Consider the following 22,367-nt stretch of genomic DNA (forward strand, 5'->3'; position numbering starts at 1 on the left):
GTCCCCCAGCGCCGTTGTCTCACAGCCTGTTCGCGAGATACCAGGCCGCGGTTTGGCGCAGACCTGTTTTGGTCTCGATGGGCGGGGTCCATGCGATTCGCTGACAGCTTTGTTGGGTGTCGATTAGCAAGGAGCCGGCAAGCCGTTGCAGTGTCGCCTGCCGGCCGCTGATGGTGGCGAGCGCGTTTAAGAGGGCGACGGGGATTGGGAGCAGACGCGCGGGTTTTTTCATGCCCGAGGCGAGGGCGTCGATCAACTCGGGCGTGGATAGCGGGCTTGAGTCCGCAGCGAGCAGAGTCTCGCCAGACGCTGCCGGGTGGTGCAGGCAGTGATTGATCAGGTCGCACAGATTTTCCACTGCGAGCAGACTGCGCTGGTTTTCAATCGCGCCTAGCGGTAACGGGATGCCGCGCTCGATCAGGCGCAGCAGACGCAGCAGATTTCCTTTCACACCCGGGCCGTGCAACAGTGGCGGGCGGATGATGACGACCTGCAGTCCGGTTCGCCCTGCAATGCGTTGCAATGCCTGTTCAGCGGCGAGTTTGGAGCGACCATAAGCATCCTCGGGCGAGGGCGTGTCGCTGGCGCGAAAAGGCGGGCGGCCATCGGTGCTCTCGCCGTTCACCTTGATGCTGCTGATGAAGACCAACCGACGGACACCGGCTTGCACCGCTGCGTTGGCGAGGTTTTCGGTTGCCTGCACATTGGCGGCAAAGAAAGCGCGTTCAGGGTTGTTGCTGTGCTCACGCATGACATGAGCGCGGCCAGCGAGATGGACGATGCTGTCAATGCCGGCGAGCGCCTCGGCCAATCGGGGAGCTTGTGCCAGGTCGCCAAGTAAGCGGTCCGCGACAGCGCCGGGAGGCAAGACGCCTGCGGTGCGCAGTCCGGCGATGACTGTCCAGCCGCGCTCGCTCAGGTATGGGCAGAGCGCATTCCCGACGAATCCGGTCGCACCAGTGACAAGTACACTGGCGGCGGTGTCAGTGGTTAGTCGATCTCGATCCACACCGGGCAGTGATCTGAGGGTTTGTCGAGGGCGCGGATGCCATAGTCGATGCCGGCGGCGCGCAGGCGCTCGCGCACCGGGGCGCTTACCAGTATCAAGTCGATGCGCAGACCGCGCTTGGGCTCACGCTCGAAGGCGCGCGAGCGGTAGTCGAACCAACTGAAACGATCATCGATCTCCGGGTGCAGGGCGCGAAAGCTGTCCTGCAGGCCCCAGGCCGTCAGGGCCGAAAACCATTCACGCTCCTCGGGCAGGAAGCTGCATTTACCCGAGCGCAGCCAGCGCTTGGCGTTATCTGCACCGATACCGATATCGCTGTCTAGGGGCGCGACATTCATATCGCCCATCACGACGATGTGCTGATCGGGGGTGAATTCGCGCCGCAGATAATCGAGCAGATTGGCGTAGAAACGCTCTTTGTAAGGAAACTTGACCGGGTGGTCGCGGCTTTCGCCTTGCGGAAAATACCCGTTGATCACCGTCAGCTCGCTGCCGTCGCTGAGGGAGAAAACGCCGGTAATGGCACGGCGCTGGGCATCGGCGGTATCGCCCGGGAAGCCCTTGGTGAGCCGTTTTGGCGGTTTTTTGCTCAGTAGGGCGACGCCATAATGGCCTTTTTGGCCATGATAGGCTGGCTGGTAGCCGAGGGCTTCGACCATGTCGCGCGGAAATTGCTCGTCGGCGACCTTGGATTCCTGCAGGCCGAGAATGTCGGGGGCGAGCTGTTCTTTGATCGCCTCGAGCTGGTGTGGCCGGGCACGGATGCCATTGATGTTGAATGAGGTGATAACCGTCATAGGGAATGCTTTCAACCGTTGGATGCATCTGCGTGCGCCGTCGCCGGCGCGGGAAACTGTTGCCAGATGTCGTGAGTTTCCTGATAGCCCATGCGATAGCCGTGGGCGAGCGCCTTCTCCCAGGGTAGCAGTGTCGCGGTCTCACCGCTTGCGGCATCGTCGCGATTGCCGAAGATGTCGGCAACTTGCTCGTGCGCACCAAGCTCGCGCAGCGCTCTTGCCATACCGCGCGCATAGCCCTGGTTGTACCAGCGCTGTGCATCGTCCTGTTGGGAGCGGAAGTCGTCGTTTTCCTCGGTGAGCTCCCGCAACAGGTCGAGCAGTTCCGTCAGGAGCGGATGGCTGTCCGTCTCGCCATTGGCTTGTGCGTGGGGCGCGTCGATTTGCAGGTGGCTCATGGCGGTGAGGTGGCGTGACGCAGGGAGTCGATCAGCAGGTCGCGGTTACGGTAGCGCACATCGTCGCCACGGGTGACATAAACGGCCTGCTCGGCGATATTGGCGCCATGATTGCCGAGCCGCTTGAGCGCATGAGGAATGGCGAGCAGTTCGGCCAGGGCGCGCGGCTGTTGCGCATAATCAGAGCAAAGAATCTGCTCGCGGGCAGAGCGGGCCTGCTGGTAGAAGGCGCTTTCACGCTCGAATACCGCAATCGCTGGCGCCAACTCAGCTTCCGCCAAGGCGGTGACACCTTGCTCGAGCATCTGGCAGCTGGCTGCCAGGAGTTGCTCGAGGGATTGCGCTAATGGCGCCGGTGGTGGCGGATGACCCAAATCATGCAGGCGGATGGCACTGCGCGCCATGCTTGCGGCATGGTCGCCGCAGCGCTCGAGGTCGTTGACGACTTTGGAGATCGCCATCACCAGACGCAGATCGATCGCGGTTGGCTGGCGTTTGGCGATCACGATGAAGATTTCTTCATCGGCTTCCATTGTCAGGCTGTCGATCTCCGGCTCGCGATCAAGCACCGTGCGCGCGGCGTTCAGGTCCGGTTGCAGCAGACTGGTAAGTGCCTCGCGGCTTTGGTCGAGTACGCGGCTTTTCATGTCCAGGACAAGGTCGCGCAGACGTGCGAGCTCCTGGTCATAGGCACGCATGATATGGCGGCCGCGCTGTGATTTAATCATGGTCGAGTGCACTCAAGGCAGCGAAGTGTTGGCAAGATACCAGGTGCCGGGTCTGGTGCGATGTCGGGCTGACATCCTTGTGATGTTATTTAGTCTCAAGAGCCGGCACGGCCCATTCACAATGTTGTGTCGCAGGCAGGCGGCTGGTCAAGCCGGCTAAGGCAGGATGCTAATGGGGGTGCCATCGCGGACCTTCTCCCAGATTTCGTCCATCGCCGCGTTTTGTACCGCAATGCAACCATCGGTCCAGTCCAACTCGTCATAATCTCTGACCAAGGGCCCCGGTCGCAGCCAGTTGGGGCGCCCGTGAATCATGATCATGCCGCCAGGTCTCACGCCGATGGCGCGGGCGAACTCGCGGTCGGCCTGGTTGGGATAGGAAACGTGAATGGACTTGTAAAACTGGCTGTTGGGGTTGCGCCAGTCAAGGATGTAGTCTCCTTCGGGAGTGCGCTCATCACCTTCCTGGATTTTGTGGCCTCGCGGCGAGTCGCCAAGGTTGATCGGGTATTCCCGAAACACGCGCCCGTTGTTGACCAGTTGCAGCAAGCGCTGGTGCTTTTTTACTACCACTTGGTCGGCGAGCGCGGGCTCGGGTGGCGGCTTGACGGCACAGCCACCCAGGCACATGAGGCCCAGGATCATACCCAACAAAAGAACGCGCGCATGCCCGAGGCACATGGTTGCAGCCACCCTGGGAGATGGGCGCGCGTGTTTGGCGCTGAGGCACGCAAGCGTGATGACGGTTGTTGTTGAACGGGAACGATGGGATGCGGACGGTTTCATGCGGATTGGCTGTGAGTCAGAGGCATGTTGATCTTGGTGCCGGTATTGTGGTCGCAGCGCTGACGTTGTCCGGCGCGCTGCTGCTCGGCTGGCTGCGACAGGCTTGATGCCGATGGCATCGGAGACTAGCGCAGCTGTTTGCGGATCACAAGGATTTGACGCCTGCGGCTAGCCCTGGCGCCATGGCATCTATCCTGACAAAGGGGGCATCGGTGCCCGTGCCTGTCTGTGCTAGACTCCGGCCTCTATGTTGACCTATCCCAACATCGATCCTATCGCGCTCGATTTAGGCCCGCTCCAAGTCCACTGGTATGGGCTTATGTACCTGGTTGGCTTCGCGCTTGCCTGGTCGCTCGGGCGCTGGCGCGCGGCGCGCAGCCACTATTCCAACCTTTGGTCGGCCGACATGGTCGACGATCTCATCTTCTATGGCGTCATCGGCACCATTGCCGGCGGGCGGCTTGGCTACATGCTGTTTTACGGTCAGGCGCAGATTCTTGAGAACCCGCTTAACCTGCTCAAGGTCTGGCAGGGCGGGATGTCCTTTCACGGTGGGCTGATCGGCGTGCTGATTGCGCTGTGGTTGTTTGCGCGAAAATATCGCCTGCGTTTTTTCGAAGTGGGGGATTTTCTCGCGCCTTTGGTACCTCTGGGTCTCCTCGCCGGTCGCATCGGCAATTTTATCAATGGCGAGTTGTGGGGCCACCTAGCCGATGTCCCCTGGGCCATGCGCCTGCCATGCCCGCGGTTTCCCGAATATTGCCAGGGGTTGCCCGCGGGCGCGCTCTGGTCGCTGCCGCTGCATCCCTCGCAACTCTATGAGGCTGCACTCGAGGGCCTGGTGCTCTTCGTGGCGCTGTGGATTTTTTCCAGCAAGCCGCGCCCGACCATGGCAGTCTCCGGGGTCTTCCTGCTGCTTTATGGTGTGTTTCGCTTCGGCGTCGAATGGGTGCGGCTCCCGGACGCCCATATCGGCTATCTGGCCTTCGGCTGGCTGACCATGGGGCAGGTGCTGAGCCTGCCCATGGTGCTGGCCGGCGGTTTCCTGCTGCTCTGGGCGTACCGGCGTCGTTCGGCCTGAGCGGCTGGGGGCTCGCCTGGTCACGCGCCTGGCCACGATAGCGACTCTGTGCCTATCCGTCTGATCAGTGCGGCGGCGTTGCGGCAGCTTTGTCGGTACTTGCATTGATTAGCGGGTCGTCGATTTTCTCCATGGTGCCGACCAACCCGGCGGGAAGTCGGTGTGAGGCGCTGATGAGCGAAACCGCAACCGCTGCCAGGTAAGGAATGGCCTGCACCAAGAGCACGCTGGTCCAGACCTTCACATCCAGCATGTAAGCATCCTCGCGCTGCATGATGCAGAAGGCCCCAAGGCATAGGGCGAGCGCGAACAGGGCTTCTTCGCGCGCATCAAGCAATGCCCTGATCAGTGCCGGCGAGCTGGCCAGCTTGGGTGTGCGCTGGAAAGGCATCTTGCCCGAGATCAGCCCAGCGACAATGGCGCGGGCGATGGTGTGCGAGAGCGCGAGTCCCGCCAGGCCTGCGGCGATGCTCTGGCGCCAAGTGGCGGTGACCCGGCGACGGTAAAGAAACAGGCTTTTGAGAATTTTAAAGGCAAACAGAACCAGCGGAATCAAGGCCACCGTGATGTAGGGCGGGGTGACCTGATTGGGGTAAAAGGTCATCGCCAGCGTCCAGCCAAGAGCGGCGAAATTAAATAGCAGGTTGAAGCTGTCTGCGAACCAGGGCAGCCAGCCAGCGACGAAGTGATAGCGCTGCCCGGCGGAAAGTTCGGTGCGGCGCAGGCCAAACAGCTCGCGCCAATGATGGCCGAGAATGCGCACCGCGCCATAGGCCCAGCGAAAGCGCTGCTTGCGGAAGTCGGCAAAGCTGTCAGGAATCAGCCCGCGTCCATAGGTGCAGGGAATATACAGCGCCTTGTGCCCGCGCTCGAACAGCCGCAGGCCAAGCTCGGCGTCCTCGGTGATGCACCACTCGGCCCAGCCTTCGGCGGCTTGCAGCGTCGTGCGGCGAATCATGGTCATGGTGCCATGCTGGATGATGGCATTGCGCTCGTTGCGGGTGACCATGCCGATATGGAAAAAGCCTCGGTATTCAGCCAGGCACATGGCTTTAAAGGCGTTTTGCCCGCCGTCGCGATAGTCCTGCGGTGCCTGCACGATGCTCACTTCCTGATCGGCGAAGGCCGGGATCAGGTCGCGCAGCCAGTCGGGTGTGACCACATAGTCGGCATCGATCACGGCGATGACTTCGGCTTTCGGGTCGGTTTCGCGCAACGCGAAATTGAGCGCGCCTGCCTTAAATCCGGCCAAGGGGTCGACATGGAAAAAGCGGAAGCGCCCGCCCAGACGCTGGCAATGCGCGCGCACTGGCTGCCAGACATCGGGGTCCTTGGTGTTGTTGTCGATGACCAGCACCTCGAACGCTGGATAATCAAGCTCCGCCAGGGCGTCCAGGGTTTCGATCAGCAGTTCGGACGGTTCGTTGTAAGCCGGCACATGAATGGAGACAAAGGGTGGGTCTCCGGCCTGATTGCCGCGCACCGGAAAGCTCCGCCGCCACTGCTTGAGCCAGAATGCCTCGGCCCATTCGTGCGTTTCAGCAACCAGCAGGATGACCACGCCGATGCCGCCAATGAGCAGCAGCACGCCAACTGCCGTGGTGGCCGGTGTCATGTATTGACGGGTGTAGTCGTAAATAATCCACACCGCCGCGGTCGAGATCGCATAGGTTACCAGCGCGATAAATCCTTTGCCGGAAGAGGACATGGTCGCGCTGTCGCGATACAGCAGTAACAAAAGCAGCACAGACATGCCGACAGAGAGTGCCGCCAGTTCTTGCCACTGGGGTACGCGCACCACCGGCTGGGTGAATTCGAACTTGGGCTCGCGTTCGGCGTTGTAAACGCCCCAGTAGGTGCCAATGGCGCCTTCGATTTGCGTTTTCCACGGCTGGTCGAAGGCTTCCATCACATAATAGACGTAGCCGGCTTTCTCTGCCTTGGCCAGAAAACGGCGCAGGAAGCGTGTCTGATTGGCCTGCGAGGCCTCGGCGCCGCGATTGCGCCGCCCGTTGCTGGGCCAGCCGACCTCGCCGATGATGATCTGTTTGTCCGGATAAGCGGCCTGGATTTCCTCGTAGCGATTGAAGGCGTAACTGACTGCCATATCGATCGGCAGTCCCTCCCAATATGGGAGCAGGTGGATGGCGATGAAATCCACGTGCTCGACCAATTGCGGATATTTAAGCCAGATGTGCCAGGGCTCCGCGGTGCTGACTGGGAGGTGGGTAATCTTGCGCACGCGCTCGATGTCAGCAATCAGCTCATCGACGGAAACATCTTCGCGCAGGAGGCTCTCGTTGCCGACCATTACCCGCACGATATTGCTGTGACCCTCACGCAGCAGGCTGATCAGGCGCTTGAGCTCGGCCGCGTTGGCGTCCGGGTCCGGGCCGATCCAGGCACCCAGAGTGACATTCAAATTGCGCGCGCGCGCGAGCCGCGGGATTTCCTGGAAGGTTTCTTCGAGGCTGTAGGTGCGTATCGCATGGGCGCGGCTTTCCAGCAGGGCGAGGTCGCTGTCGATTTCCTCGACCGTGGGGAATATCTTCCGCGTCGGATCCTGGTCACTCTGAATCGGTGAGAAGGAGAATCCCTGAATGCGCGTCGGCCAGGGCGGCTCCGCGGACGGGCGGTTCAGCAGTGCCCAGAGACTGATGGTCAGCACTGCCATCAGCAGTGGAATCATTACAGTGGCGAAACGTCTCATCGGGAATCCGGGAGCCTGGGCTCGGTTGCCAAGTCGCCATGGTCGCCCGCGGGGCTGGTTTCGGCGGGCACAGCTTGCAGCCATTGCCAATGACCTGGGAGTGGCCGCAGGGTGCGGTGCCGCGCTGCGGAGCCTTTATCTGAGTCCGGTTCTGATCCCGATTCTGAGTCGGGTTCTGAGCCGGGATCTGTGTCAGGTTCTGAAGCGAGGGCGGCACTGAGCCGGGCCGAGGGTGTGAGCGCAAAAATGCTGTCAAAACCATCAGGGACTGTCAGTGGCTGCGCGCTGCCGGGCTCGCCCCAGATTCGGACATTGGGTGCGAGGTGATAGGCAAGGGAAATCAGCTCACCGGTGCCAACACCGCTCGGACTGACCACCAGCAGCGGGGCTGGCGCGGCATTGATCAAGCGTGCGACATCGCGATTACCCGCGCTGAAATTCTTGTTCCACCAGCTGTCCGCCGCGTAAATGACGGAAAAGGACCAGAGCCCCGCTAACACCAGCGCGGCGAGCAGCGCAGCGGCGGCTCGCCGCCACAGGATCGCGGCGCCCGCGAGTGCCTGCCCCAGGCTCCATGCCAGCATCAGCTGCAAGGCAACCAGGCCGGGCAATGCGTAGCGCGGGTGCTGAGAGCGGCTGCCGCCAAGGAGCAGATCCGGACCAAGCACCACTCCGATGAAGGTGAGTGCCAAGAGCGGGAGCATCCAGACGGCCGGGCGCGGCGCTGCGCGCAGGTAATACCCCCATGCCCATATGATGGGAAGCAGCAGCAGGGCGCTCAAGGCAAGAACTTCTCTACGCCCGCCTGCTGGCTGGAGGTCGACAAACACTCGTGTCAGATGAGCGCGCCATGCCAGCAAAATGTCCGTGAGCGGAATGGGACGCTCCATCCAGGAGGTAAAATCGTCGACGTGATCAGCAGACACGGCCATCACGACGAGCCAGGGAGTAAACAGCAGCACGGCCGCAACGATGGCGAGAGCAAAACGCGTGGCCAGTGCGCGTAGCCCCTGTCGCCAGCCAGGGCGATGGGCGCTCGCGAGCAGCCCGAACAAACCATGCATCGGAATCAGCAGCACCGATAGCAAATGGGTATAGAGCGCGAGTGCCATCAGCACCGCGTAACCGGCCCATGTGGCTTTGTCGCCGGCGCGCAGGGCACGCACGAAGCAGGCGCTCGCGGCGATGACCAGGAGGGTCCAGAGTGCGTATTGGCGCCCTTCCTGAGCGTAGAGCAGATGCAGCGGAGAGACCGCCACCAGCAGCGCTGCCAGCGTGGGCACCGGCCAGGGCCCCAGCCAGGACAGGCTCCAGTCGGCCGGTTGCTTCCACAGTCCGCGCGCCTCGGTCTGGTTGGATTCCCGCGCGAAGAGCTCGCGCATCAGCCAGAAGGCGGCGAGCGGCAGCAAGGCGCCAAACAGGGCCGCGAGCCCGCGCATGGCAATGACCGGCTCAAGCGGCAGCGCGAGCACCGCTCGCACCAGCAGGTAGTAGAGTGGCGGATGCTCAGGGTGGCGCATCAGGGCGGTCAGCGCAGCGCCCCAGGAGCCGGGCGGTCCCTGCTGGAAGGCCAACACCTCGGCGGGCGAGAGCAGGCGCGCGCTGAACAGGCTCTGGTTGACTTCGCTCGCGGTGTGGCCCAGCACCCGGATGAGGGTGAAGACCTCGTCGTGCCAGACCAATAAATGATCCAGTCCGAGCAGACGCCACAGGCTGAGCGCCGCAATCAGACTGGTCAGCAGCACCGCGGGCAGTGCGGCCAGCCACAAGGGAGGCCGCGCGGGCGCGAGCTCTTGCGGAATGATCTGCCGCAGCGCGTTTTGCATCAAGCAGGGCTCAGGGTTTGGGCAAGGTTACGCCGCGCTGCCCCTGATATTTGCCTTTGCGGTCACGGTAAGAGCTCTCGCAGACTTCGTCGGATTCAAAAAACAGAATCTGGGCGACACCTTCGTTGGCGTAGATTTTGGCGGGCAGCGGGGTGGTGTTGGAGAACTCGAGCGTGACATGGCCTTCCCACTCCGGCTCCAGTGGAGTGACATTGACGATGATGCCGCAACGCGCATAGGTGCTCTTGCCCAGACACAGCGTCAGCACATTGCGCGGGATGCGGAAATACTCCACGGTGCGCGCCAGCGCGAAGGAGTTGGGCGGAATCATGCAAACATCGGCGCGCAGATCGACAAAGCTCGAGGCGTCGAAGTCTTTCGGGTCGACAATCGCCGAGTTGATGTTGGTGAAAATCTTGAACTCGTCCGCGCAGCGGATATCGTAGCCGTAGCTCGAGGTGCCATAAGAGATGACATGTCCGCCATCAGGCGCGGTGCGCACTTGGCCCGGCTCGAATGGCTCAATCATGGCGTTCTCGCTCGCCATGCGGCGAATCCAGCGGTCGGATTTAATGCTCAACTAATGGGCCTCCGTAAAGGGTTGGTCGCCCCGAGCTCAAGGTGCAAGTCATGGCCCTAGCTCGCTCCAAACAGCGGTGCGTCCACCCGGGGCTCGCGCTTGCGCGGCGCGGCCTTTGGGCTCTCTGGCAGCCAGACGATGCTGCCCGCCGGAATGGGAGCGAAGCCGTCGCGGATAGGGTTGCGCCAGGCGGGATTGGCGCGAATCAGTTCGTGCACCGGGATCTCATGCTCCCTGGCAAACGCACTCAAGGTCTGGCTGCGGGTAAGACGCAGCGGCTTGTGGGCGACGGGTGCTTCGTAGCTGATACCGCCAGGGAAGTAAGCGTTCGCGTTTCTTGCGACATAGCGCGCGGCGAGAAATTCCGCGTAGAAATTGCGCGAGGCAAAGCCGAAATAGCGCCCTTGGTAGTTCTGGACGATGTTGCCGATGTCGTTGCCATGCATCCGCTTGGCGTTGTTCATCCCGCCGACGCCATGGTTATAAGAGGTAATCGCGAGCGGCCAGCTGCCGAGCTGACGATGGGCCTCGGCCAGGTAACGCGCGGCGGCGTCCGCGGCGATGAAGGGGTCGAGTCGCTCATCCATCGCGCCATTGACCGTCATGTAATGGCGGCCGGTTGAGCGAATGAACTGCCACATGCCGGCCGCCCCAGCGCTCGAGCGGGCATTGAGCTGGAAGGAGGATTCCACATGCGGCAAGTAGGCCAGGTCATCAGGCACACCATGGCGGCGAAAAATCTCCCTGAATTCCTTGTCGTAGCGTCCACTCAACTCGAGTCCGCGATGAAATCGCTCGCGCAGACCGCGCTGGCTGCGCACGCGCTCGGCGGGGTCGATCAGGGCCGCAGTGCCGCCTGCCTTGCGGAGCTGCGCTGCGAGCGCGCGTTCCTCGCTGGTGAGCGTGGCATTGCTGGCAACCTTTTGCGCGAGCTGAGTCAATCGGCCGCGCCACGACGCTTTCAGGTGGTCGACGAAATCCTGCTGGCGACCTGTATAGGATGGTTTGATCGGGCCGGGCAGGGTGGCGACCTGGTAGATCACATCCATGTAGCGGTCATCATGGATGGCCACCTGTGCGCGGCTCCATTCGGAGTAGACCTTGCGCCAGAAGTCGACGTTGGGCTCGAGACGCGCCGGGATTTCGAAGTCCCTTGTGGCGGACTTGGCGTAATCGGGTTTGATTGCAGATGTGGTGCAGCCGGTCAGCAGCAGGCTCACTATCGGCAGGAAGATCGCAAGAAGCAGGGCCGCGCAAAGCGGCTGCCGCTGCCAGGCAGATTGGCGCATGACAAACACTTCAATGAGTCGGAATGGAGCCGGACGGGGTGATCATGTGGCTGGGTGATTTGGTCTCACGCGGGCCAGCGTCACCACCATCATCCCCGCCACTACGCCCGCAAACGCCAATTTTACCCCAAAATGCGCCGAAAATTTCGCGGACTAGTGACCGCTGCGCCACCGGCGAACCGCGGCTCGCCGGTGGCTGGGTTGGGGTAGGCCCCCCGTGTTGCGCGTTTCCCGCGTCTTTAGGCAGGCATATCTTAGTCTGGTCTTAGCCGGCCTTTTCCAGGCTTACTCCGCCATCTCCAGGCGACTGCGCATGGCCGGGACCGAGTATTCGCGCTGTACCTCGCACACGCGCAGGATGGTGTCCTTGCCGCGTTCATCGCTGTTGCGGAAGGCATCGATCATTTTCCATTCTGTCTTGCTCAGCGGCGACTTGTCGTCCAGGCACATCAGATAGGTTGGCGTCAGGCCGTCGAGTGCGTTGGACAGCTCGGCAGCTTCTTCCAGACCCATGCGGCGGATGCCCTGCTCGTAGTTGCTGATGCGTGACTTCGACAGGGAATTGGTGCGCGCGGCCAGCTCAGCCAGGCTGTAACCATGGGCATTACGGGCGGCGCGCAGGCGTTGGCCAATCTTTTTGGTGAGGTTGATGCTTTCTTCGTCCATTTTTCTCTCTCGTATTGGGGTGAAATGTCTTTTCAGTGGACGTTTGTAGGGAGATTCCCTACAAACGTCCATGTCTGATATCGTACACTTCCAATCCCAAAGGTCAAGGGATTCTTTTCATCGATAACAATCTGAATCCCGTATTTGCCGCTCCATTTCGCTCCGAGTGCCCGCGGCCAGGTAGCGCAGCTTGCTGTTCTAGGTGGAGTGTGGGGGAGAGGGAGCGACCAAAGTCGCTACTTTTTAAGAGGATGCGTCTGAGCGGTCTGAGTTCGCTGATAGGCGCGATGCCTTGAGGCGCTTGGAAATCGCTTATCGCCCTGGAAGCAACCGGAGTGAGGCGCTGAAAGACGATCACGAAAAGACAGGAAAACCTGGCAGTCACGGACAAAAAAATCTGCGCCGATACTGTGTCTTTTCTGGTTCTGCTTTCAGTTTGCCTTTGCGCTCAAAGGGTTGCGGATTCAGGATAAAGTCGCGTTGGCGCCAACTAACGCCAACGGCTCGGCATCTGGAGAGGTCGAGCCAATATCGTGACAAAGACCCGCAATCCGGCGCGGTGTGCGCTGCCGGCGGAGGGATGGTGATGCTTGGACAGGTGCCGGGCAAGGCAACCCGGGCGCTGGCAAACCCCAGTGTCGTGCCCGATGTTGACCGGAATCTTAGGTTGGGGTGCCGGCGGGGGTACTTGCCGACTTGGCAAGTGCGTGAGGAGGGTGCGAGCTCAGCTGTCGAGATCGGTCAGAATGTTGCGCGCGACGCTGCGTTGGTCGGCATTGCCCTCTTCCAGCACGCGATAGAGCAGATGGCGCGCGGCGGCTGTATTGCCTTCGGTGCGGCGCTGGTTGGCTTGCTCGAGCCAGGCAGCGGCGGTGGCGGGCGTAACCCTTGAGGCGCTCGAACGCGCGGGGCTGTCCTTCAGTAAGCCAAGCTCTTCGGCCTCAATAGCGTCGAGCTCGGCCTCCATTTCATCCTCCGTGAGCGGGCGGAAGCGCTCGGGGTCATTGATATCGCCGTCATCGAGCTCCGCGCCATACTCGCCGCCAGCGGCTCCGGGTGTGGCGGGCGCCTGTGGCAGCTGGGGTGGGCCGCCTGAGTGTGGCGGCGGGTCATCCTCGCCTGATGTGTCGTCTGCTGCCTGCGCGCGTGCCTCGGCGCCTTTCTGGAAGAAGCGGGAGAACAGGATGCCCGCCTCAAACAGCAGCCACATCGGGATGGCGAGCAGGGTTTGGGAGACGACATCCGGCGGCGTGAGCAGCATGCCGGCGATAAAGACACCGACGATGACATAGGGGCGTTTCTGCCCCAGCGCAGCAGGCGTGGTGATGCCGGCAGCGACCAGCAAAATGGTGGCGATGGGGATCTCGAAGGCGACGCCGAAGGCGAAGAACAGTTTAAGGATAAATTCCAGGTAGAAGGCGATATCCGGCATCTGCTGGACGCCTTCTGGGGTGACCGAAGTGAAGAAGCCGAAAACCAGCGGAAAGACGACAAAGTATGCAAACACCATGCCGAGATAAAAGAGCACGATGCTGGAGGCGAGCAGCGGCACGGCCAGGCGCTTCTCGTGCCGGTAGAGTCCGGGGGCGATGAAGGCCCACAGCTGATAGAGGATGTAGGGCATGGCGATGAACATCGCCACCACCAGCGAGAGCTTGAAGGGGGTCAGGAAGGGAGATGCCACTTGGGTGGCGATCATGGTCGCGCCTTCCGGCAGTTGGGCGCGAATGGGCTTGGCGGCCCAGGTGTAGATGGTGTTCGCGAACGGAAACAGCCCGATAAAGACGATCCCAATAGCCGCGACCATGCGCAGCAGGCGATCACGCAGCTCGATCAGATGGTCGATAAAGGGTTGTTCACTCCCGCCGTCATCGGCGCCGATCGGCGGCTTCGGTTGGTGCGCACTCGCACTCATGCACGCGGTTCTCGCTCGGGTGAGGCCTTGTCTACTCCAGGCGCGGCGCCGTCTTGACTGAGCGCAGGGCCGTTTTGGTCAGTCACGGGGCTGTCTTGCTTAGCGGCATTGCCGCTCTGTCTGGACGCGGATTGCCCTAACCGCGCCGATTTCGACGTGGTCCTGGGGTCGAAATGCTCCTCGAGAATTTCATCAAGAGGCTTGCGCTCGTTTTGGTGGCGCAGAATCTCGCGCAGCTCTTCTGCTTTGATTTCGCGATCGATTTCGTCCTTTACCGACAGCAATGCGCGACGCCCGCGCCCAACCCAGCGTCCGGCTGTGCGCGCCAGGCGCGGCAGCCTCTCTGGCCCCACGACCAGCAGGGCCACGACGGCAATCACTACCAGTTCAAGCGCGCCGATGTCGAACATGCTGCGGGTATCTCGGGTTAGCCGTTAGATTTTGCGGTCTTGGCCTTGTCTGGTTCCGGCGTGGCGGTAGCCCCTTCGGTCTCGGCCCCATCGGCTTTGGCTGACAGCTGCGCCTTGGCTTTCTCGTCTTCGTCATCCGAGCGCTCGCCGTCAGTCATGGCCGAACGGAAGCCCTTCACCGCGCCGCCAAGGTCGGAGCCCAGGTTTTTGAGTTTCTTGGTGCCGAAAAGCAAGAGCACGATCACTAAAATGATGAGCAGTTGCCAGATACTGATGCCACCCATTCCCATAGAATCCTCCCATGTGCCCGTGCATGTCCCAGGCATTGGATGCCAGGGAAAGGCGAGCTTGTGTCTGTGTGATAAAAGCAGCGATAGAAGCAGCCGCGAATCATACCGCAACCGCGCGGACCGATGCAGTCAGAAGAGCCAGTTTTGCTAACCCGCTCAGGCCCCCGGCTTGCGTGCGGCCTTCTCGGCCAGACCTGAGAGCCCGAAACGCCGGTCGAGTTCGCCTAGCACGGCGCTCGGGTGCAGGCCCTGATCGGCCAGCAGTACCAGAGTGTGAAACCAGAGGTCCGCCACCTCGGCGACCAGGTGATCGGGATCGCCATCCTTGGCGGCCATGACGGTCTCGGTGGCTTCCTCGCCGATTTTTTTCAAAATTGCATCCAGGCCCTTGGCATAGAGCTTTGCGACATAGGAGGACTCCGGCGCGGCCTGCTTGCGCCCCTCAAGGACCTCGGCCAAGCGTTCAAGAATGTTGTCGCTCATGATGGCTTGTCGCTCCTTAGCGTGACGCGGCGCTGGCGGCGAGGCTGGCGGCGCTGCTGGCGTTGATGCTGTCGGCGAGGCGCTGCCCGGCGGCGAAATCAAGAGTGCCCTCATAGATAGCCCGCCCGGTAATGGCGCCGTTGATGCCGCCTTTGGTGAGCTGGGCGGCGATTTCTGCCAGGGCGCGCACATCCTCGACCGATGTGATGCCGCCGGAGGCGATCACCGGCACATCGATGGCCTCGGCCAGACGGCGGGTGGCCTCAATGTTGGGGCCGGTCAGCATGCCGTCGCGGCCGATATCGGTGTAGATCACCGCACCGATGCCGTCGGATGCAAACCGCTTGGCCAGGTCTTCGACGCGATGCTCGGTGGTTTCGGCCCAGCCGCGGATGGCGACTTGTCCATCCTTGGCATCCAGTCCGACTAGAATATGACCTGGGAACGCTTTGCACGCGCGAGCGACGAAGTCGGGCTCGATCACGGCTTGGGTGCCGATGATGCAGTAGCGCACGCCTGCGTTAAGGTAAGCGCCAATGGTGTCGAGGTCGCGGATGCCGCCGCCAACCTGAATCGGCAGCTGCGGATACTGGGTTGCAATGGCGCGGATCGCCTCGCCATTGACCGGGGTGCCGGCAAATGCGCCATTGAGGTCGACCAGATGCAATCGACGCGCGCCAGCATTCAACCAGCGGCCGGCCATCTCGACCGGATTGTCGGAAAAGCGGGTCTCATCCTCCATGCGCCCCTGGCGCAGACGCACGCAACAGCCGTCTTTCAGGTCGATGGCGGGGATCAGAAGCATGGCTCGGAGGCTCCCAGGATGTGATCTTGGAGTGGTAATGGGGTTAATGGCGATGGCCGCGGTTAGCGCTGATAGCGCGCGATCGGGTCGGCAGGCTGGCCGAGCGCATAGGAGCGACCGGAATCCACCAGTGCGCGCTTGGTCAAGGCTGTCCGCCCGATCAGCATGCGAAAGCGCATGGTATCGCGGTTGGTGAGTGTCAGCTCGATCGGCCACGAGTCTGGGCCAAGCTGCAGCCGGGTGGCAATGACAAAGCGCTGCTCGCGATGGCCGCCAGAATCCGACACCTGGCGCTGGTCGAGCACGGGGGCGCGGCAGTTCACGGCGACATCCAGACGCCCCTGTAGCGGATGCACGGCAAAGCGCGCCCAGACGCGGCCGTCGGCATCGGTCTCAGTATCCAGGTCGAAGGCGTGCAAGGCCGAGGTGCGCGCGCCCGTATCCAGCTTGGCTTTGATTAGCGGGAGCCCGAGTTCGGGCAGTCCGGCCCATTCGCGCCAGCCGAGCACCTTCAGATGAGAGCTGGATGACTGGCTTAATGGAAGGCTGGAGGGAAGGTCAGGCATGGCGGTATTGTACGATTTTAGTCCCCATGATATCCGCTGGCTTGCTGTTGCCGGTCGGGTGTCGCCGGAGCATGGACCTGCGCTTGCGATGCAGATCGCGCTTGCTGCCAGGATACCGATCAGGTAAATGGTTGGGGCAAAATAAGGTGCGGGCAAAAAAAAAGCCCCGTTTGGGGCCTTTGCAGTCGACGCGCTTGCCGACTGCCAAGCGCTAAGCCATCGACTGGAAGCCGATGGCTTAGCGCCAACTGAATGCCGCGTCTTAGTTGACGAACAGCATGCCAGCAGGAGCGATCGCGAACACTGCAGCGTGAACTGCGATGCCCAGGACCAGCAGAGAGAAGAACATCGGCATCAGCCAAGTAGAAGGATTAACGACCATCCAGATTTTCCAGTCGTCTTGGGGGTTTTGGGGCTTAGCGATTTCGGCCATGATAAAGGTCCTCTAAATCGGAATTAGGTGTAGGTTTCGGGTAGCAGGTTCGCTTAGAACCAGGGCTTGCCGCCGATGACCAGAATGTGAGCAACAGCTGCCAGACCGACGAAAGCGGTGTAGGTGACCTTGAACTGCTCGTGGAACTCTTTTGCTTGATCAGGGGTAAGACCAGACATTTTGAAGCCTCCTAAATGAGGTTGTAGTGAATACCGAACAAGTAGTAGTTCGGTTGAGGAACTCTGTTTAGATCAGCGTTAGCTAGATCAAAATCTGCTAGATCAGAATCAACCAGTGCTTATTGTGCAGCTGGAGCAGCTTCTGCAGCAGGAGCTGGGGCAGCAGCCGCAGGAGCAGCAGCAACCGGAGCTTCATCATTCACGAACAGCATGCCAGCTGGCGCAATGCTGAATACAGCGGCGTGAACAGCGATACCAAGCACCAGCAGTGACAGCATCATCGGCATCAGCCAGGTCGAAGGATTAACGACCAGCCAGATGCGATAGTCTTGCTCAGCGGGCTTGTAGTTTAGTACGTCTTGGAACATGTGTGATCTCCTTTTAAACCGAACAGTCTCGACGCGATCCGAATTATTTTGATGGGCTTTTGGGTGACTTTACACCAGGGCGATCTTTATCAGTAATGATCTCGATCAGATAAAGGCACCATCAAGAGCGGATCAGTTGCGTGCAAACTCGGGTTATTAGAACCAGGGCTGACCGCCGATAACCAGGATGTGAGCAACTGCGGCCAGACCGACAAATGCGGTGTAGGTGACCTTGAACTGCTCATGGAATTCTTTTGCTTGATCAGGCGTCAAGCCAGATACGCTCTTGGACTCTGCCATTTTTTAGACTCTCCCGTTAGGGGTTGAAGACTTTAGCCGCGCGTCTTGCGGCTGAATTCACCGCGACATGTCCGCAAGGCGGGTGTCGTGATGAGCGCTTTGCCCAGCGGTGCCGGAGGCGAAAGCCGGTCGGAAGAGACCTGTTGGCAAATGCCTGGTGGCGAAACTGGGCGATTAATCCCTTAACCCTGCTCGATCCATGGGTGTCAGTTTAGCCTGACAGAGATAAATGTCAACACTGATGTACAGTTTTTTTTTCGCGCACCGGCTTTTTTTTGGTGAGGTAACCTAATGCAGATTGCCTGCGTGTTTTAAGCCTTTGAAAGAAAAGATAAAAGAGGTGAGGATGGGGTGGTCGGCCGACTCCGGGTTTGCCAGCCCAGGCCTGTTGCCAAGCCGTTTGGAAGGCCTTGCTGCGTGCGGATGGCGGACATCTTTTTGTTTTGTTATCGCGGCACCTAGATGATCTGGTCCCCGGGGAAGGGCTGATCAAAGGCGAGCGCCGGGTGGGGTGTCAACTTTGCTTAACGTAAAGAAATATTGACATACCGGCGGTATCCGACTAGATTTTGTAACATTAGTGCGAGGACTCTTGACTGGAGTATTGCGTCCAGAAAGAGGGTGGCGTTTGGTCCATGCTGCGGCGATGACCTGCATCAAGGCAGACAATATAATAGGTTTCGGATCTGGCGTTTGTGCGCAGGGCGGTGCGGGCTTAAGATGACAGCCCTTTCGTAGGCATGGCTCTCTGCCCAAGGGTGGTTTGCTAAGGGCTGGAAGGGGGCTACTCTGTTAAGGGGGCGCTCTTCGCCAAGGTCAAGCTTCGGCCTCGACTCACTGAGCGTCGGGGCAGGGTGCTGTGTCAGATCTGCCGTTGCGCGGCGAGCAAGCGAGATCGATAACATATAGAAATGGCAACTAAGACTTCGGCTTCGGGTTCAAAGGCAGCGGGTCGGTCGGCATCGGCTAAGACCCCTATCAATGTCGTCATCGTCACGCTAGATAGCCATCTCGCCGGTGCGGCCGAGCGGGCGCAGGCTTTGTTAAAGGACGAGATTCCTGGTTTGCGGCTGACGCTGCATGCCGCTGCCGAGTGGGACGATGATCCAGCGGCGCTCGAGCGCTGCCATCAAGACATCGCCAAAGGCGATATCGTCCTGTCGACCATGCTGTTCATGGACGATCACATCAAGGCGGTGCTGCCCGCGCTCGAGGCGCGCAGGGACCAGTGCGATGCCATGGTCGGTTGCATGTCCTCCGGCGAGGTGACCAAACTCACCCGCATGGGCAAGTTCGACATGAGCGCCAAGCAGGGCGGGGCCATGGCCTTGCTCAAGCGCTTGCGGGGCAGCCAGCGCAAGGTTGAGCAGGACGACGACCAATCCTCCAGCAAGGCGAGCAGCAATTCGAGCGATGGCGCCCGGCAGATGGCCATGCTGCGGCGTATCCCGAAAATTCTGCGCTTCGTTCCTGGCACCGCACAGGATGTGCGGATTTACTTCCTTACCCTCCAATACTGGCTGGCCGGTTCGGACGAGAATGTCGCCAACATGGTGCGCCAGCTCGTCGACCGCTATGCAGCCGGCCCGCGCGAAGCATTGCGCGGCGCGCTCAAGGTATCGGCGCCCGCCGAGTATCCGGAGGTTGGCCTCTACCATCCGCGCATGCGCGGGCGCATCAGTGACAAGCTCTCCAAACTACCGGCCAAGTTACCCAAGAGTGCTGAGATCAAAGGCCAGGTCGGTCTGCTAGTGATGCGCTCTTATGTGCTGGCGGGCAACACCGGCCACTACGACGGCGTCATCAAGGCGCTCGAGGCACGCGGTCTGCGGGTGATGCCGGCCTTCGCTAGCGGCCTGGATGCGCGCGCGGCGATTGAGAAATTCTTTTTCGCCCGCTCGGGCAAAGGGGTCAAGCCAACCGTCGATGCCGTGGTCTCGCTGACCGGTTTCTCGCTTGTCGGTGGCCCGGCCTATAACGACTCCGCCGCTGCCCAGGAGCTGCTGGCCAAGCTGGATGTGCCTTACCTGGCCGCGCATCCGGTTGAGTTCCAGACGCTCGAGCAATGGCAAGCCTCCGATCGCGGTCTGATGCCGGTGGAGGCCACCATGATGGTTGCCATCCCCGAGCTCGACGGCTCGACCGGCCCCATGGTTTTCGGTGGCCGCTCGGCCGAGGCGGCGCAGGATCGCGCACGCGACATGCAGCCGCAGCCAGAGCGCGCCGAGACGCTGGCTGCCCGCGTGGCGCGCCTGATCAAACTCCGCCACACGCGGCCAAAGGATCGCAAGATTGCTGCGGTGCTGTTTAACTTTCCCCCCAATGCCGGTAATACTGGCACGGCTGCCTACCTGTCGGTGTTTGAGTCCTTATTCCGCACCATGCAGGCGCTCAAGGCCGACGGCTACACCGTCGAACTGCCCAAGGATGCCGATGATCTGCGCGAGCGGGTAATTTACGGCAATGCCGCCGTGCATGGCGCCCATGCCAATGTGGCGGCCCGCATCGCGAGCGACGACCATGTCCGCCGCGAGCGCTATCTCGCTGAGATCGAAAGCCAATGGGGTCCGGCGCCCGGTAAGCAGCAGAGCGACGGCGCTTCGATTTTTGTGCTGGGCGAGCATTTCGGCAATGTCTTCGTCGGCATTCAGCCGAGCTTTGGCTATGAAGGCGACCCGATGCGGCTGTTATTCGACAAGGGTTTCGCGCCCACGCATGCCTTCTCGGCTTTCTACCGCTACCTGAAGGAAGATTTCGCTGCCCATGCGGTGCTGCATTTCGGCACCCATGGCGCGCTTGAGTTCATGCCCGGCAAACAGGCGGGCCTGAGCGCGGCCTGCTGGCCGGATCGGCTCATCGGCGATCTGCCCAATTTGTATCTGTATGCCTCCAACAATCCGTCGGAAGGCACCATCGCCAAACGTCGGGCCGCCGCGACCCTGGTCAGTTACCTGACGCCACCCATCGCCAATGCCGGTCTCTATCGTGGCCTGGTGGACTTGAAAGGCTCTATTGAGCACTGGCGTGGTTTGACGCCCGATGCACCCGAAGACGAGCGTTGCGATCTCGCCCAGCTCATCCAGGCCCAGGCTGCCGAGCTTGATCTGTGCGAAGCCGAACCGCAATGGGACATGGCTGCGGCCGAGGGTCATGTGCAGCGTCTGAACGATGAGATTCTCGAACTGGAATACACCCTTATTCCTTATGGCTTACATGTGGTTGGCGAGCCGCCCAATGGCCAGGAACGTCTCGACCTGCTGATGGCAGTGGCCGAGTCGAGCGTTAATGGCGAGGTCGAGCGCGATGTGGTCGAGGCGCTGACCGAAGGCGCCACCCCCGCGCAGGCGCTCAAAAAAGCCGGCATTGAGGCAACCGAGGAGCAAGTCGCCCGTTACCGCGAGCTTGCCAACTACAACAAGCTGCTCAGCGAGGATCACGAAACTCCTGCAATTCTGCGCGCGCTCTCCGGGCGCTTCGTGCTACCAGCGCCGGGCGGCGACCTGCTGCGCACGCCGGAGATTCTGCCGACCGGGCGCAACCTGCATGGCTTCGATCCCTTCCGGATTCCGAGCAGCTTCGCCTTTAAGGAAGGTTCGCGCCACGCGCAGCAGTTGCTCGATCGCTACACCCAGGACGGTCATCCGCTGCCTGAGTCCATCGCGCTGGTGCTCTGGGGCACCGACAACCTCAAGACCGAGGGCGGTCCCATTGCCCAGGCGCTGCACCTGATCGGCGCCAAACCGCGGCTGGACAGCTATGGCCGCGTCTGCGGCGCTGAACTGGCCCCGCTGGAAGAACTCGGTCGCCCGCGCATTGATGTGGTCATGACCCTGTCGGGCATTTTCCGCGACCTGCTGCCGTTGCAGACTAAGCTGCTGGCCGAGGCGAGCTTCCTCGCTGCCACCGCTGAGGATGAGCCGGTCGAGCAGAACTTCGTGCGCAAGCATGCTCTTGCTTATCAGCAGGAGCACGACTGCGATATCGAGACCGCCGCGCTGCGCGTATTCAGTAACGCCGATGGCGCCTACGGGTCCAACGTCAACCATCTCATCGACAACAGCCGTTGGGACGAGGAAGACGAGCTGGCTGAGACCTATACCCAGCGCAAGTGCTTTGCCTATGGTCGTTCCGGTACGCCGGTGCGCCAGGCCGAATTGCTCAAGAATGTGCTCGGCAAGGTGGATCTGGCCTACCAGAATCTCGACTCGGTCGAATTGGGCGTCACCACGGTCGATCACTATTTCGATACCTTGGGTGGCATCAGCCGCGCGGTTGGCCGCTCCAAGGGCTCGGAAGTGCCGGTCTACATCGGCGATCAGACCCGCGGCGATGGTCAGGTGCGTACCCTGGCTGAGCAGGTCGCGCTCGAGACCCGCACCCGTATGCTCAATCCCAAGTGGTACGAGGGCATGCTCAAACACGGCTACGAGGGCGTGCGCCAGATCGAGGTCCATGTCACCAACACCATGGGCTGGTCGGCTACGACTGGGCAGGTGGCGCCCTGGGTCTATCAGCGCATGACTGAAACCTTCGTGCTCGATGATGAAATGCGCGAGCGTTTGGCGGCACTCAACCCAACCGCCTCGGCCAAGGTGGCCAACCGGCTGCTCGAGGCGCATGAGCGCAACTACTGGACACCCGATCCCGCCACGCTCGAAGCCCTGCGCCGCGCTGGCGAGGAGCTTGAGGATCGGCTCGAGGGCATCACCGAGGGAGTGGCAGCCGCGTGAGCCTCGATCGCCTTCCTC

The 22,367-nt window shown here is 61.3% G+C and carries 22 protein-coding genes; 2 read left to right on the forward strand and 20 right to left on the reverse strand.

Annotation, left to right across the window (positions count from 1 at the left end):
- Nucleotides 1-19: 19 nt before the first annotated feature.
- The 5 genes from Thiosp_RS03425 to Thiosp_RS03445 form a co-directional block, all read right to left on the reverse strand.
- Complete coding sequence (locus tag Thiosp_RS03425; protein WP_201065994.1) at nucleotides 20-1,009, reverse strand: NAD-dependent epimerase/dehydratase family protein; 990 nt, start codon at nucleotides 1,007-1,009, stop codon at nucleotides 20-22.
- Nucleotides 991-1,806 (reverse strand): exodeoxyribonuclease III, encoded by an 816-nt coding sequence (gene xthA, locus Thiosp_RS03430; protein ID WP_201065993.1) that lies wholly within the window; start codon nucleotides 1,804-1,806, stop codon nucleotides 991-993. Before xthA ends, Thiosp_RS03425 begins: the two co-directional genes overlap by 19 nt.
- 11 nt (nucleotides 1,807-1,817) lie before the next feature.
- Entirely contained in the window at nucleotides 1,818-2,204 is a 387-nt protein-coding gene (locus Thiosp_RS03435) for a hypothetical protein (protein ID WP_201065992.1), read from the reverse strand.
- Nucleotides 2,201-2,932, reverse strand: coding sequence for a phosphate signaling complex protein PhoU (gene phoU / locus Thiosp_RS03440; protein ID WP_201065991.1), 732 nt, complete (start codon nucleotides 2,930-2,932; stop codon nucleotides 2,201-2,203). Before phoU ends, Thiosp_RS03435 begins: the two co-directional genes overlap by 4 nt.
- A 156-nt stretch (nucleotides 2,933-3,088) precedes the next feature.
- Nucleotides 3,089-3,613, reverse strand: coding sequence for a L,D-transpeptidase family protein (locus Thiosp_RS03445; protein ID WP_201065988.1), 525 nt, complete (start codon nucleotides 3,611-3,613; stop codon nucleotides 3,089-3,091).
- A 352-nt stretch (nucleotides 3,614-3,965) separates the two neighbouring features.
- On the opposite strand from Thiosp_RS03445, the gene lgt reads away from it, so the two are divergent.
- A complete protein-coding gene (lgt, locus tag Thiosp_RS03450) occupies nucleotides 3,966-4,799 on the forward strand; it encodes a prolipoprotein diacylglyceryl transferase (protein ID WP_201065986.1) in 834 nt (277 codons plus the stop codon).
- 64 nt (nucleotides 4,800-4,863) lie between these two features.
- Here lgt and Thiosp_RS03455 read toward each other — a convergent pair whose 3' ends face one another.
- The 15 genes from Thiosp_RS03455 to pufB (Thiosp_RS03525) all read right to left on the reverse strand — a co-directional run bounded on the left by Thiosp_RS03455 (nucleotide 4,864) and on the right by pufB (Thiosp_RS03525) (nucleotide 17,619).
- Nucleotides 4,864-7,509 carry a glycosyltransferase gene (locus Thiosp_RS03455; RefSeq protein ID WP_201065985.1) on the reverse strand — a complete coding sequence of 882 codons (2,646 nt, stop codon included), beginning with the start codon at nucleotides 7,507-7,509 and terminating at the stop codon, nucleotides 4,864-4,866.
- On the reverse strand, nucleotides 7,506-9,335 hold the full coding sequence (locus Thiosp_RS03460; protein WP_201065984.1) for a glycosyltransferase family 39 protein: 1,830 nt from the start codon (nucleotides 9,333-9,335) through the stop codon (nucleotides 7,506-7,508). Before Thiosp_RS03460 ends, Thiosp_RS03455 begins: the two co-directional genes overlap by 4 nt.
- Before the next feature lie 10 nt (nucleotides 9,336-9,345).
- A complete protein-coding gene (gene dcd, locus Thiosp_RS03465) occupies nucleotides 9,346-9,915 on the reverse strand; it encodes a dCTP deaminase (protein WP_201065983.1) in 570 nt (189 codons plus the stop codon).
- Between the two features lie 56 nt (nucleotides 9,916-9,971).
- Entirely contained in the window at nucleotides 9,972-11,204 is a 1,233-nt protein-coding gene (locus Thiosp_RS03470; protein ID WP_201065982.1) for a lytic transglycosylase domain-containing protein, read from the reverse strand.
- 285 nt (nucleotides 11,205-11,489) lie between these two features.
- Nucleotides 11,490-11,870, reverse strand: a complete 381-nt coding sequence (locus Thiosp_RS03475; protein ID WP_201065981.1) for a helix-turn-helix domain-containing protein — start codon at nucleotides 11,868-11,870, stop codon at nucleotides 11,490-11,492.
- Between the two features lie 724 nt (nucleotides 11,871-12,594).
- A complete protein-coding gene (tatC, locus tag Thiosp_RS03480; protein ID WP_201065980.1) occupies nucleotides 12,595-13,785 on the reverse strand; it encodes a twin-arginine translocase subunit TatC in 1,191 nt (396 codons plus the stop codon).
- Nucleotides 13,782-14,195: a Sec-independent protein translocase protein TatB gene (tatB, locus tag Thiosp_RS03485; RefSeq protein WP_201065978.1), complete on the reverse strand. Its 414-nt coding sequence runs from the start codon at nucleotides 14,193-14,195 to the stop codon at nucleotides 13,782-13,784. The genes tatC and tatB overlap by 4 nt, the downstream gene beginning before the upstream one ends.
- Before the next feature lie 17 nt (nucleotides 14,196-14,212).
- Nucleotides 14,213-14,485, reverse strand: a complete 273-nt coding sequence (gene tatA, locus Thiosp_RS03490) for a Sec-independent protein translocase subunit TatA (protein ID WP_201065976.1) — start codon at nucleotides 14,483-14,485, stop codon at nucleotides 14,213-14,215.
- A gap of 156 nt (nucleotides 14,486-14,641) precedes the next feature.
- On the reverse strand, nucleotides 14,642-14,968 hold the full coding sequence (locus Thiosp_RS03495) for a phosphoribosyl-ATP diphosphatase (protein ID WP_201065974.1): 327 nt from the start codon (nucleotides 14,966-14,968) through the stop codon (nucleotides 14,642-14,644).
- Nucleotides 14,969-14,984: 16 nt separating this feature from the next.
- Entirely contained in the window at nucleotides 14,985-15,773 is a 789-nt protein-coding gene (hisA, locus tag Thiosp_RS03500; RefSeq protein ID WP_201065972.1) for a 1-(5-phosphoribosyl)-5-[(5-phosphoribosylamino)methylideneamino]imidazole-4-carboxamide isomerase, read from the reverse strand.
- Between the two features lie 62 nt (nucleotides 15,774-15,835).
- Nucleotides 15,836-16,339, reverse strand: a complete 504-nt coding sequence (locus tag Thiosp_RS03505) for an ATP-dependent zinc protease family protein (protein WP_201065970.1) — start codon at nucleotides 16,337-16,339, stop codon at nucleotides 15,836-15,838.
- Between the two features lie 262 nt (nucleotides 16,340-16,601).
- A complete protein-coding gene (pufA, locus tag Thiosp_RS03510) occupies nucleotides 16,602-16,772 on the reverse strand; it encodes a light-harvesting antenna LH1, alpha subunit (protein WP_201065968.1) in 171 nt (56 codons plus the stop codon).
- A gap of 53 nt (nucleotides 16,773-16,825) precedes the next feature.
- Entirely contained in the window at nucleotides 16,826-16,951 is a 126-nt protein-coding gene (pufB, locus tag Thiosp_RS03515) for a light-harvesting antenna LH1, beta subunit (protein WP_200281042.1), read from the reverse strand.
- A 119-nt stretch (nucleotides 16,952-17,070) separates the two neighbouring features.
- Nucleotides 17,071-17,319 (reverse strand): light-harvesting antenna LH1, alpha subunit, encoded by a 249-nt coding sequence (gene pufA / locus Thiosp_RS03520; protein ID WP_201065965.1) that lies wholly within the window; start codon nucleotides 17,317-17,319, stop codon nucleotides 17,071-17,073.
- A gap of 156 nt (nucleotides 17,320-17,475) precedes the next feature.
- Complete coding sequence (pufB, locus tag Thiosp_RS03525) at nucleotides 17,476-17,619, reverse strand: light-harvesting antenna LH1, beta subunit (RefSeq protein ID WP_201065964.1); 144 nt, start codon at nucleotides 17,617-17,619, stop codon at nucleotides 17,476-17,478.
- A gap of 911 nt (nucleotides 17,620-18,530) precedes the next feature.
- On the opposite strand from pufB (Thiosp_RS03525), the gene Thiosp_RS03530 reads away from it, so the two are divergent.
- On the forward strand, nucleotides 18,531-22,349 hold the full coding sequence (locus Thiosp_RS03530; RefSeq protein ID WP_201065963.1) for a magnesium chelatase subunit H: 3,819 nt from the start codon (nucleotides 18,531-18,533) through the stop codon (nucleotides 22,347-22,349).
- Nucleotides 22,350-22,367 lie beyond the last annotated feature (18 nt).

Origin of the sequence: Thiorhodovibrio litoralis (assembly GCF_033954455.1) — a bacterium.
In the GTDB taxonomy this organism is placed as follows: domain Bacteria; phylum Pseudomonadota; class Gammaproteobacteria; order Chromatiales; family Chromatiaceae; genus Thiorhodovibrio; species Thiorhodovibrio litoralis.